This is a genomic window from Streptococcus sp. 3613 (genome assembly GCF_013277375.1).
Lineage (GTDB): Bacteria > Bacillota > Bacilli > Lactobacillales > Streptococcaceae > Streptococcus > Streptococcus pseudopneumoniae.
On the sequence record NZ_VMMV01000034.1, the window covers coordinates 1 to 13702 of the forward strand.

The 13702-nt window shown below is 40.6% G+C and carries 16 protein-coding genes and 3 pseudogenes; all 19 read right to left on the reverse strand.

The annotated features are described in order from the left end of the window. A pseudogene (locus HT708_RS04070) lies at positions 1-503 on the reverse strand (group II intron reverse transcriptase/maturase); the annotation flags it as partial. A 702-nt stretch (positions 504-1205) separates the two neighbouring features. Further along, positions 1206-2819, reverse strand: coding sequence for a ribonuclease Y (locus HT708_RS04075; RefSeq protein WP_000404950.1), 1614 nt, complete (start codon positions 2817-2819; stop codon positions 1206-1208). 81 nt (positions 2820-2900) lie between these two features. Beyond that, positions 2901-3155 (reverse strand): annotated as a pseudogene (locus HT708_RS04080) (recombinase family protein); the annotation flags it as partial. A 136-nt stretch (positions 3156-3291) separates the two neighbouring features. After that, positions 3292-4077, reverse strand: a complete 786-nt coding sequence (locus HT708_RS04085) for a hypothetical protein (protein ID WP_023941091.1) — start codon at positions 4075-4077, stop codon at positions 3292-3294. Positions 4078-4092: 15 nt separating this feature from the next. Next, positions 4093-4233, reverse strand: coding sequence for a hypothetical protein (locus HT708_RS04090; RefSeq protein WP_000899898.1), 141 nt, complete (start codon positions 4231-4233; stop codon positions 4093-4095). Then, positions 4187-4690, reverse strand: a pseudogene (locus tag HT708_RS12310) (KilA-N domain-containing protein); the annotation flags it as partial. The gene HT708_RS04090 and the pseudogene HT708_RS12310, both read right to left, overlap by 47 nt. Before the next feature lie 346 nt (positions 4691-5036). Then, complete coding sequence (locus HT708_RS04100; RefSeq protein WP_016398855.1) at positions 5037-5291, reverse strand: Txe/YoeB family addiction module toxin; 255 nt, start codon at positions 5289-5291, stop codon at positions 5037-5039. A 3-nt stretch (positions 5292-5294) separates the two neighbouring features. Next, complete coding sequence (locus HT708_RS04105) at positions 5295-5549, reverse strand: type II toxin-antitoxin system Phd/YefM family antitoxin (RefSeq protein WP_016398854.1); 255 nt, start codon at positions 5547-5549, stop codon at positions 5295-5297. 232 nt (positions 5550-5781) lie between these two features. Then, complete coding sequence (locus HT708_RS04110) at positions 5782-6879, reverse strand: nucleotidyltransferase (protein WP_172926024.1); 1098 nt, start codon at positions 6877-6879, stop codon at positions 5782-5784. Positions 6880-6888: 9 nt separating this feature from the next. Next, positions 6889-7629: a class I SAM-dependent methyltransferase gene (locus HT708_RS04115; protein ID WP_286672817.1), complete on the reverse strand. Its 741-nt coding sequence runs from the start codon at positions 7627-7629 to the stop codon at positions 6889-6891. Positions 7630-7738: 109 nt separating this feature from the next. Further along, entirely contained in the window at positions 7739-8092 is a 354-nt protein-coding gene (gene rsfS, locus HT708_RS04120) for a ribosome silencing factor (RefSeq protein WP_001003001.1), read from the reverse strand. A 12-nt stretch (positions 8093-8104) separates the two neighbouring features. Beyond that, positions 8105-8605, reverse strand: a complete 501-nt coding sequence (locus HT708_RS04125) for a cysteine hydrolase family protein (RefSeq protein WP_000781356.1) — start codon at positions 8603-8605, stop codon at positions 8105-8107. Beyond that, the gene (yqeK, locus tag HT708_RS04130) at positions 8606-9199 is read right to left on the reverse strand and encodes a bis(5'-nucleosyl)-tetraphosphatase (symmetrical) YqeK (RefSeq protein WP_023933749.1); all 594 of its coding nucleotides are present in this window, start codon (positions 9197-9199) and stop codon (positions 8606-8608) included. Next, on the reverse strand, positions 9199-9828 hold the full coding sequence (locus HT708_RS04135) for a nicotinate-nucleotide adenylyltransferase (protein WP_172926026.1): 630 nt from the start codon (positions 9826-9828) through the stop codon (positions 9199-9201). The genes yqeK and HT708_RS04135 overlap by 1 nt, the downstream gene beginning before the upstream one ends. A gap of 51 nt (positions 9829-9879) precedes the next feature. Next, the gene (gene yhbY, locus HT708_RS04140; protein ID WP_000060163.1) at positions 9880-10191 is read right to left on the reverse strand and encodes a ribosome assembly RNA-binding protein YhbY; all 312 of its coding nucleotides are present in this window, start codon (positions 10189-10191) and stop codon (positions 9880-9882) included. Positions 10192-10404: 213 nt separating this feature from the next. Further along, positions 10405-11511 (reverse strand): ribosome biogenesis GTPase YqeH, encoded by a 1107-nt coding sequence (yqeH, locus tag HT708_RS04145; protein ID WP_172926027.1) that lies wholly within the window; start codon positions 11509-11511, stop codon positions 10405-10407. Between the two features lie 2 nt (positions 11512-11513). Then, a complete protein-coding gene (locus HT708_RS04150) occupies positions 11514-12041 on the reverse strand; it encodes a YqeG family HAD IIIA-type phosphatase (RefSeq protein WP_023941083.1) in 528 nt (175 codons plus the stop codon). A gap of 14 nt (positions 12042-12055) precedes the next feature. Next, the gene (locus tag HT708_RS04155; protein WP_023941081.1) at positions 12056-12964 is read right to left on the reverse strand and encodes a magnesium transporter CorA family protein; all 909 of its coding nucleotides are present in this window, start codon (positions 12962-12964) and stop codon (positions 12056-12058) included. 57 nt (positions 12965-13021) lie between these two features. Beyond that, positions 13022-13582, reverse strand: coding sequence for a mechanosensitive ion channel domain-containing protein (locus HT708_RS04160; protein WP_001168882.1), 561 nt, complete (start codon positions 13580-13582; stop codon positions 13022-13024). Positions 13583-13702 lie beyond the last annotated feature (120 nt).

The following is a 13702-nucleotide window of genomic DNA, read 5'->3' on the forward strand; positions in this document are numbered from 1 at the left end:
ATACATTTCCTCTCTGGGGTAAGACAACTAACGTTTTATGACGTTGACCATTAATGATAACTCCTAAATAAAGATACTTACGAATCAAGTATTCCTTATATTCGTCTTCGATAATGTTATGTACTAAGGACATCAATCTATCTTGAGGAACCCTATCGAAAAATTTCTCTAGGTCTATATCCACTATCCACTCATAGCCGTCATTTAAGTACTCTAAGAGCTTGGACAATGGCTTGTTGGATTATCCTATCCATCACTGTCGGAATCCCAAGCTGAAGGACACCTCCATTGGGTTGGGGGATTTCAACTCGCAGGACTGATTGAGGTTTGTATTTTCTCTGTTTTATCAGCTCCTTAGTCAAGCGCCAGTTTTGTCTGAGATAGTCATCCATCTCTTCGATAGTCATTCCATCAATCCCAGCTGAGCCTTTATTGGATTTTACTTGATTGTAAGCTTCCAGCATATTTTCGCGTGATACTATCTTATCTAGCAATTTTGACATGTGCCTATTCCTTTCTTGTTTTGGTGCCTGAGGGATATCTTATATTGGTGAACCTTCATCTAGTCAATACGTGACAGAGTCCAGTTCTATCAGACCGTTCGTTTTACAGACACAAGTAAAGTAGGATTACTTCGATCTGTCGTTTTCTCTTTCTAGCGACAGAGCTCACGGGATAAGTTCTACATCTTTCCTCGTTTAGACTAGACATGAGGACGTTAAAAGGTTACAGTGGAAAAAGATAAATCTTAGTTCGAATTCAATTACTCTCGTGATTTACGCATATAGGTTACGACTACCTTTTTGGACTTTAAGGTTTCGCGCCCCCCTATCCGCTATATACGCCTTACTATCACCTTCCTGTTCGTAGAGCCACGATTTCGCTATCCCTTCCTCTGACGATTCTTATTTCCAGCGTCAGACTTAAAACGGTCTATCCCCAGACCGTTTTAATCCGCTACCTCACGATAGTCAGGCTTGGGAATCGCTATTGGGTTCACCGGTAGCAGGTGCCCACCAAGGACTTGTACTCAATGAAAATCAAAGAGTAAACTAGGAAACTAGCCGCAGGCTGTACTTGAGTACGGCAAGGCGACGTTGACGTGGTTTGAAGAGATTTTCGAAGAGTATTACACCTCAGATGCACCACATGCCCGTCGTACTTCAAAAAAACTGAAGTCAGATTTCACTGACCTCAGTTTTTTATTATTTAGCATAATCTACTGCACGAAGCTCACGAATCACGGTTATCTTGATATTTCCTGGGTAATCGAGATTGTTTTCAATTTTCTCACGAACTTTGTGAGCTAAGATTGTGACTTTGTCGTCCTTGATTTTTCCTGGATTGACCATGATACGAATTTCACGTCCTGCTTGAAGGGCAAAGCTATTTTGTACCCCTTCAAAGCCGTTCGCAATTTCTTCCAAATCATGGAGACGCTTGATGTAGCTTTCAAGAGACTCACTACGAGCACCTGGACGAGCTGCGCTCAAGGCATCTGCTGCAGCAACGATAACTGCAATGACGCTCTCAGCTTCAACATCTCCGTGGTGACTAGCAATCGTATTGACCACAACTGGATGTTCCTTGTACTTACGTGCCAATTCCATACCGATTTCAACGTGGCTACCTTCAACCTCGCGGTCAATGGCTTTTCCGATGTCGTGAAGGAATCCAGCACGACGGGCAAGAGCCGCATTCTCACCAAGCTCGCTGGCCATAATACCAGCTAACTTAGCAACCTCAATCGAATGGCGCAAAACATTTTGGCCATATGAAGTCCGGAATTGCAAGCGACCCATAATCTTCATCAAGTCTGGATGAAGGTTTGGTGCGCCAATCTCATAGGCAGCAGCCTCACCGTATTCACGGATCTTATTGTCAATCTCTTGACGGTTTTTCTCAACCAACTCTTCGATACGAGCTGGGTGGATACGACCATCCTTGAGCAACATTTCCATCGTCATACGGGCAATCTCACGACGAATCGGATCAAATCCTGACAAGGTCACCACTTCTGGTGTATCGTCGATAATCACATCGACCCCTGTCAAACTTTCAAAGGTACGAATGTTACGACCTTCACGACCAATAATGCGTCCCTTCATAGTATCGTCTGGCAGATGAACCGTTGAGTTTGTTGACTCCGCTACATATTCACCAGCGATACGTTGCATAGCTTGAACCAGGATGTCCTTGGCCATTTTGTCAGAACGTTCCTTGACCTCTTGCTCAGCTTCGCGAATACGACTGGCAATCTCCTTGGTCAAGTTTTCCTCTGTCTGTGCCAAGATAATATCTCGTGCTTCTGCCTGAGACAGAGCACCAATACGCTCTAGTTCTGCTTCTTTTTGTCTTTCGACTTCCTCTAATTGCTCTTCACGCGCATCAAGGTTTTTCGCTCTATCAGAAATACTTTGTTCTTTTTGTTCAAGTGTTTGTTCTTTACTCGTCAAATTGTCGTCCTTACGGTCAAGGCTAGTAGCTCTCTCTGTCAAACGACTTTCGATTTGTTTGAGTTCTTGACGTTCTGATTTGAATTCAGCGTCCACTTCTTCACGGTATTTTCTGGCTTCTTCTTTGGCCTCCAATAGTGCTTCTTTTTTAAGAGACTTGCTTTCACGTTTGGCTTCATTAACAAGTAAATCCACTTCACGCTCAGCTTGTCCACGTAAATTAGTTGCTTCTTGTTCAGCATTTAAAAGCATCAACTCTGCAGCTTCCTGAGATGATTTCATCTTAGCTGAGATGCTGACATATCCAATGACTAAACCAATGATGACGGCAAAAACAGCAATCGCAAGCGACATGATTTCCATGTTTTTACCTCATTTTATTGTTATTCCGAATGACATACATTCTTTTACATTCTACCATAAAAAAGTGATTTTCACAAACCTTAAATGGATATCGCTAACATCCGCATTATCACTATCATAGTTATCATTTACAGATATAAAGCGAATACCTTTTTCAAGAAATATCTTTTGTAAGTACTTTCCTGACTCGATATACTCTCTGCCGAAACGAGATAAATCTTTTACCATAATGATAGAAAACTTTCCTTTATTCAGGTCATCAATCATATTCTTAAAATTTGGTCGCTCAAAATTAGAACCACTATATCCATCATCTACATATTCATAGGATAATTCAATAGATTTCTCTTCTACCTCAAAAGCAAAAAGGATAAATTCCCCCTACACTTAAAATTTATCCCTCTTGGTAACCTCTTTTATTAATTTTTTTGATAAAGAAAACGCACATTTTATTTAACTGGTGCTGAAATATTTATAATAATATTTTTTTAGTTCTTTCTAGAATAATGATATTAAGATTTTTCATATATCTTATATATTCTTCTTCTGTGCTAGCAATCCTAATATCTTCTTTATCTAAAAAGACAACCTGATTGTTCTCTAAATCTGATTTAATTAAATCTATAATTTTATTTTGCTCATATATAAATCCTTCTAACTTAAAAAACTCGACAAATTTCTCAAATCCATTTTTACAATTATCATCATCAAAAAATAGTTCAAACCATTTACGGTAATTCTCTATAGCATAATCTATTTTTGAATTATTATTTCCCGCAAACCATTCTTTTATAGCATATAGTGTTAAATCAAAACGATCATAATATCCTTTATAAATTCCATTCTTGATTCTAGGTTTTCCACCTCTAGCTGTATTAACGGTTTCTGATTTTCCACCACCTCTAGGGAAAAGAATGTGTCCACCTATTGTTCTTGAAATACTCAAATGATCTAAAATTATTCTGTCGTTTAATCCTGCCTTTCTTGCCCAATAAATAGAGGCTCCTATATAATCACTTGATAATAAATACTTATCCTTATCAATAAATAAAGTATAAAAATCTCCATTTCCAAAGTTTTGGCATTTATTACATACAGATGTTATTTTAAGTTTTTCTTTTGAATCATCATCAAAAAACATCTTACATAAATCATCGTACAACGCCTTACTACATACATCAGGATCCTTTCTATTATATAATGAAAAACCTTTGGGAAAATAAGGATATAAATCAAATAGATAATTTTTAAACTTCATATTTATTACTCTCCATTAAATCTTTTTAGGAAATTTAAAGTCAAATTTTCCTCCAAGCACACCCGCACTTACTCCCGCAACTACTACAAGTGTTGTACTAATTGTTCCTATTTTCTTCACGCCACTGTTTAGCTCTTTTGTTAAATAAAACAACATTGATCATATCTGCTTCACTTACATACTTGTAAGACAACTGTTCGTTGGTAAGATCTTTTAAGAAATATTCTTTGATTGCATCTGTATGAATTTTGTAGTTAATCTTAGAAATTTCTCTATTCAAATTCCAGCCTAATGATATCTTAGAATTTTAATCTGACTTAAGTCTTTTGTAATCCTGAATTACATACATCTTAAATTCAGCAGAAATACATGAAGCAAATTCAAAGGCAATATCTATATGTGCAAATGCACCACCATATCTTCCACCTTTTGAGATAATTCCGATTGCTCCAGTTTTCTCTACCCATTTCTTAGGAGACAATGTAAATGAATTATATCCAGCTTCCGATTTAATTCGGTCGAATTCGACCGAATTGAAATTCATGTTGTTTAAGCTTTTCCATAAACCAAGAAACTCAATTGTATCTTTTCTTCTCATCCAATTTTTAATTACATCACTCGATACTTATCCGAACGATAAGCTCCACGTAAGGTGTTCGCAATCGACCAAACTGCATTGACTACATTTGAAATCTGAACATCGTTCGACTGGAATATCGGTAGTTTTTCTTTAAAATTAGACATTTACTTCCCCTGTTTTTATTATTAACAATTCTCTTCATTATACCACAAAATACAAGTGATAAAGCGGATTCAAGGGAAAAAATCGAAGTTTATATACTAAATTTCTTTACTGAGTTTTTGTCTTTTGTATTAGGGATTCTGTCATTTTCTAAAAAACTTTATCTTAAACTTACTCATAAAAATTTAAAAAATAAAAAGCCCACCTTTCAGTAGACTTAGTAGTGATCTTTGAAGGACAAAAAAGCGATGCTATCTCCATCCATCATATAAATCAAGCGATTTTCTGCATCAATACGCCGTGACCAGGCTCCTTGGTAGTCATACTTGAGTGGTTCTGGTTTTCCTATTCCTGTAAATGAATCACTTTGAATATCCTTGATTAGTTTATTGATTCTTTTTAGTGTTTTCTTATCCTGAGTTTGCCAGTAGCAATAATCTGCCCACGCATCTTCTGTAAACTTGAGCAGCATTCCTCACTCCTCAATAACATGGACTTGAGTGCTTCCAGCACGGACTTGAGCCATTCCTCGCAAGACCTTGTCAGATAGTTCCTTATTTTGAACGATTCTCAGAGTTTCCTGAATACTGTCCCATTCGCTCTTTGAAAGAACTACAATGTCCTCATCTGGATTTTTATTAACCACCGTTAAAGGCTCAAATTCATCATTGACCTTCTTCATGTAGTCTTTTAAATGATTTCGGAATGTTGAGTAAAGAACTGCTTCCATAACCATACCTCGTTTTACCTCTTTTCCACTATTATACACGAAAAGAAAGAAATTGTCAGGAACTTGTACAAGATTTTCTTTTCCATCTATTTATACTCAATGAAAATCAAAGAGCAAACTAGGAAACTAGCCGCAGGTTGCTCAAANNGCAAGGCGACGTTGACGCGATTTGAAGAGATTTTCGAAGAGTATTATTCGTAAAAAATCTCAAAAAGCCCACCTTTCAGTAGACTTAGTTTGTTTCTATTCTAATCGGTACTCTTCCAAAATTCTGCTCTGCTATACTTGGATTTCCTAGTTGGTAAATCTGGTCTGCCTTTTGGGTCATAGCATCCCAAGGTTCTTTACCAATTCGGCTGACTAGACTGACCTGCCCTTTCAGAGACTTGAGATGTTGTCTGCCTTTTTCGGTAAAACCAAGAACATGAATGGCTTCTGGCAAATCACTTTCTCTAACCTGCACCAAGATATAGGTTAAGAGACGTCTAACACGCGCCTTGGTGTAGCGTTTGGTGGCAACCGCCTCGACCATTTCTTCTACAGACTGGGCTGTTTTAATAGCTTCATTAATGCGCACTGCCATTTCTTGATTGACTTGATAGATAGTGGTTAGGTCTGGATTTGATAATATTTGATAGCGGAGCAAAAGAAAATAGTCTTCCCAGGTCACCTTGCTTGCCTGCTCAAATAGGGCAACAGAAGGCATAAAGCGTTCTAAGAAATCTTGGTCCCTTTGGTGCTGACGAAGAGCTGTCGCTGAGGCAAAGTCCACATCCTTGTCCACAGAATGGTAGCCTGCCCCCTGACGCTGAATTGGCTCAAGTTTGATGTCTCGTCCTGCAACTGCCTTGGCATAGGCCAGAGCAAGGACATGATTGGGCGTATTGCCAGAAAAATTAAGACCTGCAAATTCCTTCCACATGGCTTGGGTTTTCTGAGGATAAGAGAGGGAATCAGGCAGATTTTCCACAAATTTCTCCATCTCAGCACCTTTCTCTGTGTATAAGTCAGCGATTTTCTGATAATCTCGAACTTCCTCTGTCCCAAAAACTAGACTATCAGTGCCCAAGCGATCCAAGATATTCACAGCTCCTTGACCAAAGAAATCAGCTGCCTGAACACTGACTAAAAAGGGCAATTCCACTACCAAGTCTGCGCCATTTTCCAGCGCCATCTGGGTCCTTGTCCACTTATCCACAATAGCAGGCTCTCCACGCTGCATGAAATTCCCTGACATGGCAACAATTTTCAGTCCCTCTGCCTGATCCAGCAGGTATTTATGGCCATTATGAAAAGGATTAAACTCCGCAATAATACCTGTGATGGTCATAGTAATCTCCTACTTCTGCGCCACAAAAAACCAACGAGCGCTAGTTTCTGTTGGCTCCTTGTCCTCAAAGTCCGCATAGAGTTTGAAGGACTTGAAACCAGCCTGTTCCAGCAAAATATCATAGGTCAGAACCTCATAAGTCCGCTCCTCATGCACTTCATCGTGGCGACTAAAGGAACCGTCCGCCTCCTTGATAAAGAAAGTTAGCTCATGGACGATGGAGTGAGGTGCTGCATCCTCATAAGTATCCCAGAGCATGGCAAAATCTTCCGCATTTTCATGGTAGGAATAGCCTGGGAATACTTCATCTGTCTGGTAGGTCGAGTGCACGTCAAAGATGAAAACTCCCTCTTCATTCAGCGCATTGTACACGTCCTTAAAGACGTCCCCTAATTCCACCTCATCCTGCATATAGCAGATAGAGTCCGAATAACACGTGACAAAATCGTATTTCCCTGCCTTGGACAAATCCAGCATATTACCTTCCATAAAATCAATCTTTTGCTTGGCTGAAGCCGCTCTCTTTTCGGCAATTTTCAACATATCTGCGCTCAAGTCCAGTCCAGTCACATCAAAACCAGCCTGAGAGAAGCGCACTGATTGAATTCCTGTCCCACAAGCCAATTCCAAGAGTTTCTTTCTCTCCTTAGTTTTTGGCAAATGACGCAGAGAAAAATCAGTCCATTTGTCGTATAAACTGTCATCCATGACCGCATCATAGACCGCCGCAAAAGTTTCATAAGTTGCCATAATCATGATACCAAGAGCCTACATGGCAAACACCACTCGCCCTTTACCTTTCTATCAATTTTTCTAAAATAAGCAAAGAAACCCAGTTGACTACAACTGAGTTCATCTTCTAAGCAAGAGCTTCTGAAATATCTACTGAATTCGCCTCATGCCATAGCTTCTCTAGATTATAATGGGCACGCATTTCTTCTGAAAAGATATGCACGACAACAGCACCGAGGTCCAGTAAGACCCAGCCTCCAGCTGCATCGCCTTCGACATGGCTACCTTTAAAGCCTGCTTGAGCTACTTTTTCACGGATATTAGCTGCGATAGCGTCCAACTGACGGCTATTCATTGAGCTAGTGATGACAAAGTAGTCCGTCACACTAGTCAAATCTTGTACATCAAGTGCGAGGATATCCTCCGCACGTTTCTCATCAGCCGCTTTCACGACTAGTTCTAGTAATTCTTTTTCGTTCATTTAATCCTCTTTTTAGAAAATATGTTTGTAATCTAGGACATCTGCAAAGCGCTCCTCCCAAATGTCCTCATAAAATTCATTAATCGTTTCTGCCGGAATGTCATCCCCATCAAAGGTTGTGACAGCACCTTCTGGAACAATAAGCTGATAGCCATATTCAAAGGCAACCTTGACAGAGGTATCCACACAATATTCTGTCTGCATACCACATAAAACTAATTTTTCAATTCCCTGTTTATCCAAGTATTCTTTTAAGCCAGTTTCTTTGAAAATACTGTTATACTTCTTCTGAAAGACCTTTTCAGCAGGTTTTCGATTTAAAAGCGCAGATAACTGCCAATCTTCTGATGTTTGAGCTTCAGAGTTCTCAATATGTTGAACATAGATAATTTCAATATTCTTGCTTCTAGCCTGGTTTTGTAAATAAGAAATTTTTTCCAATAGACTTTTTGTCTGGAACCCAGTTTCTACTAAAACATTCTGAACATCAATGATTATAAAAGCCATCTTCATTTAGTTCTCTTTCAAATAGTGCACAAAGGCGTTATAGGTTTCAAGGGTTTGGGGATAGATGGGGAATCCCTGATGAGCTAGATACTCCACGGTACGAGCTGTTTCGTAGGCCACCGCCTTATTGAGCGATAGACTTGCAATCTCACGCGCCACATCTACTCCAGGAAAGGATCGATTGTGCTCGATATAGTCTGCTACATAGACAACCTTATCTAGGTCTGTCATCTGACCAGCACCGACTGTATGGACTTCAATGGCTCGCAGGATTTCTGAATCATGCAAATCCAAATCTTCCTGAATTTTGTAAATTCCGACCATACCATGCCAGACATTATTACCCCAGTTTTTGAGGTCGAAATCTAGCTGATAACGGTCAATCAAGTCTAGAAATTCCTGATCTGACAACTTTTTAGCATAGTCATGAAGAAGACCTGCTAGACTTGCTTTCTCAACATCTACACCAAAGCGCTGAGCTAACTCCATAGCGGCACGCTCCACACCTAGACAATGGGTTAGACGTTTCTCAGGTAGAAGCTCTGCCATTTTTTCCAACAAGGCCTCACGGGAGCAGTTGATATAGTCTTGATAGGACATCAGTAGAGCCCCTCCTTCTCGATGTAGTCTAGCACTGGCTGAGGTAGGAGAAAGTTGGGTTTCCGACCTTGGGCAATGAAGTCCCGCACCATGCTGGACGAGATATCCATGAGCGGTACGTCCACCCAGATAACTGGATAGGAAGTCCCTGCCTTGTAGCGTGGACGCTGAACCCCCACAAACTGAACCATGTCAACCAGTTCATCAATTCGGTACCACTTAGGCAGATAGTCAACCATGTCGGCACCGATGATAAAGTAATAATCCGTATCTGGATTCTTCTCTGTCAAAATCTTCATGGTGTCGTAAGTGTAGGAAATACCCTTGCGCTCCAACTCAATAGTTTCAATGACTAGGCCGTCAATCCCCTCAATTGCCAACTCAAGCATCTTGAGACGATGGTGTTCAGGGATGGTTTCCTTTTTATCAACGTGAGGAGGTTGGTATTCAGGCATGAGCAGAACTTGATCCAGTCCCAACTGTTGCCGTACTTGATCCGCAACAATAAGATGGACATTGTGAACAGGGTTAAAATTCCCCCCTAAAATCCCAACTTGTTTGCGTTTTTTCTCCTTGATTTCTGGCTCCAACTCTACCTTGGTAAAGGGAGTCAATAGTTCGATTGTCATAGGCTAGTCCCCTTTATTTCTCTATAAAAACAGTTATTTGGAGTTTCGGTCTTAGATTTCTTTGACTTTCTTAGAAATCTTGCGATTTTCTTTCTTGCTGGATTGTTTAAACAAAATCAAGATGCGTCCTATTTTTTGGACTGTATCCACACCGATTTCTTCTTCCAAAATTTCAGCTACTTCGTGGATGTTTTCATCTGTGTTTTGTAAGAGAGTAACCTTGATTAATTCACGCGCATCAAGAGCTTGACGGACGCTGGTTTTGATTTGGTCGTTGAGTCCATTTTTCCCGATTTGGATGATAGGTTTGAGGATGTGTGCCTGGCTGTTGAGGAAGGCACGTTGTTTTGATGTTAATGACATAATTTTCTTCCTTGTTTTTTGATAGTTATTTTAGGTGGTAAGGGACGGTCGGAACTAATTTTCCAAAGATTTCATCTTTGAAAAATGGATTTCCTGACCTCACAATTGAGCCTTGGTCTCAATTGTGCCCCTTGCCAATCTACAGATTGGCAATCACACCACGGCAATAACTATCGCTATATGAGCTCACTTTGTTCGCTCAGCGATTTTGTTTTAAATAATTGCTTTTCGTATGACGACGGCGACGCCTTCTGGTGCCCAGACGGCGACTTTGGCAGTGCCTGTTACACGAATCCAACCTAGGCCTGAGATGACTAGGTCTGTCTTATCCTTGATTGTAAATACATGCTCAATCAGTTTTGGAAAATCTTCTTTTTCCTTACTGTTTGGAGGCGTGAGAAGGGTTCCGACGTGCTTGTCGTAAAATGCACTAGCGCCTTCAAGCTTAGTACGATGCAATTTGAGTTCATTGTCAAAGAAGGCTGTGAAACCTTGCTTTTCACCCGCAATGAAATCAAATCGTCCGAGACCACCTAGAAACAGAGTTTGTTCAGGATTTAGCTGATAGGTTTTAGGTTTGATTTCCTTTTTGGGGCTGACATACTTGAGGTTTTTGGCCGTCAAGTAGTGGGCCATCTGGTAACGATGGATAATCCCCGGTGTATCGTAGATATAAGATCCGTCGTCAAGCGGAATCTCGATTTTATCCAAGGTTGTCCCTGGGAAGCGTGACGTCGTGATGACATTCTGGTCACCCGTGATTTCTTGGATAATGGCATTGATTAAAGTTGATTTTCCAGCGTTGGTTACACCGACCACATAGACATCGCGGCCTTTACGGTAGTGTTCAATCTTGTCAATGACTTCCTTAATGGCATGTTTGTTTTGGGCTGAAGTTAGGACGACATCAACTGGACGAAGTCCTTCTTCGTGGGCACGTTCCATGAGCCACTGGCTAATCTTGCCCTGTTTAACTGACTTGGGCAGGATATCTTTTTTATTCCCGACCAAGAGGACATCATTGCCCGATACAAAGCGTGGCAAGCCTGGAATGACAGAGCCATTAAAGTCAAAGATGTCAATGACATTGACTACCAAGGCATCACTGTCTCCCACCTCGTGCAAAAGCTTGAGGAAATCATCGTCCGTCAACTGGACATCTGTGATTTCATTGTAATGACGGAGACGGAAACAACGTTGGCAATAGACTTCACCTATCTCCAAACCTTTTTCAAGTGCCGACTGGGGGGTAAAACCAAGACCAACCTTATCTGTCGTCTGAATGGTTGCTCCACAACCAATACAGAGAATTTCTTCCATAGTTAAATTCCTTTTTTATATGTAATCGGTCCGTACTTTTTAGTGATTTTTCGCATAACACGACGCTCGCGAGCTCGGTTAATCTGCGTTTTAATCGAGTCATGTTGGACCAAGGGCTTGACCAAGATTGAACGAATGCCTGCACGGTGGGCTGCTCGTATATCTGTCATGAGCTGGTCGCCAACCATGACCACTTCCTTTTTCTCATAGTGAAATTCCTTCATGGCACGGTCAATTCCAAATGTGAAGGGCTTCAGAGCCCAATAAACGTAGTCAATCCCAAATTTCTCAACTGCTCGTTGGACGCGTTTTTTGGTGTTATTTGACACTACGATAATGCGAATGCCCGCGTCCCGAAGGTCATGTAGCCATTGCTTCATCTCTGGTGTCCCGTCAGGGTTGTTCCAAGCAATAAGGGTATTGTCCAAATCGACCAAAACAGCCTTGATTCCCTGCGCCTGCAGGCTTGGAACTGTCAGATCATAGACTGCTTCCACAGCAAAATCTGGCATGTAGTTTTCAATCGCCATTCTGGCTCCTTTTCTTAACTTTTTTTCGCAATTTTCCTTAGTAACAAGGATAAAACAATCCATAACCCTGCACTAGCTATACTGATGTAGAGCCAAGCATGGGGCTCATCTGTTAAAGGTAGGGGAACATTCATTCCGAAAAAGCCTGTCACGACTGCCAAAACAGCTAGCAAGACTGAAATGATAGTCAAGGTTGTCAAATTATCATTCAGATTATTGTTTAGAATATTGTTGTAAGAGGCTGAAAGTTGCTGTAAAATCTGAGAGATTAGGTCTGTCATGGATACCAGCTGATGAGCCTCAATCATAGCATCATCAAACTGCTCTCTCTCAATCTCATCAAAACTACGATACAAGGCATGACCTTGAATATGCTCTAACAAAATCCGATTTTGTTTAGCAGCCGCAGTAAGATAAACCATACCCGTCTCCAAGTCGGAAAGGGCAAAAAGATTTTTCTTAGTTGTTCGCTGACGCAAGAGACCATTGACCTCGTCCTTACTCTTATCCATCTGCTCGATGACAGGGTAGTAGGCATTGCTGATGATTTCCAGACTGGCAAAGAGAAACTTGTAAATCGAAAGCATGTCATGGCTCTCCAGATAACGAGTCATCTGTTCAATGACATAGGCGTTCTTGGTATTACTAATGGTAATCAGGCGACGATGCTCCACGATAAAGGTCATGGGAAAAGTCTCATAGTAGGCCTTGTCCTTTTTCACATCTAGGACATTATAGATAAAGGTAACCGTCCCACTTTCACGGTGATAGTCCATGTGGGCACGCTCGTTTCTATCCAGTGCGTATTCAATGGTTTCCTTGTCCAAGCCGTAGATTTCTGACAAATCTTCTAGTTTATTCAACTTTCCGAGGTCTAGGTCTATCCAGGTACAACCATTGCCCAACTGCTTTTCTAAAACCATCTTTTCTCCTTTATTAAACTCCCTCTATTGTACCACAAATTACTTAAAATAACAGGTCTAGTCCGTGCGTGAGAAATTGCTAACAACCGTGATATTTCGGTTCGGAACAAAGTGAAGAGCTTGCTCCTCGCTACGAAGCTGTGTCGTACGAATTCCCACACTGACAACCTTACCCGATACAGTAATGGGGCCGTTGGTCAGAACAACCTCATCTCCCACATCCAGTTGACGTTCAAAAAGGATGAAAAAGCCATTGATGACATCAGACAGAAAACCTTGGGCTCCCATCCCAATCGCCACCCCAGCGATTCCAGCCCCAGCCAGCAAGCTAGATACAGGTAAGCCTAAAATCGATAAAATACAGTAGAGTAAAAAGAAATATGACGTATAATTAAACACATTTTCTAACAAACGTGAGATGGTTTTCTGGCGCCCGACATCATGATGAGACATTTTTAGAGAAGGTTTGGCAATTCTCTGCACCATGGTATGAAGCATTTTTTTAGCAATATAAAATACAATCAAAAGCAGTAAAAGAGAAATGACCTTGGTTAGAATATTTTCGATAATGGTTGTCACATCTAGCTTTTCAATATAAGCTTGAATAAATTTTTGCATATAAAACTCCTTTATTTCATTATACCATATTTTCATCAGTCTCATTCTCCATAAATATTCAAAAAATAGACAGAAAATTCTTGATTTTGTCTATCGTTTATACCCGACTTTATCACTTAA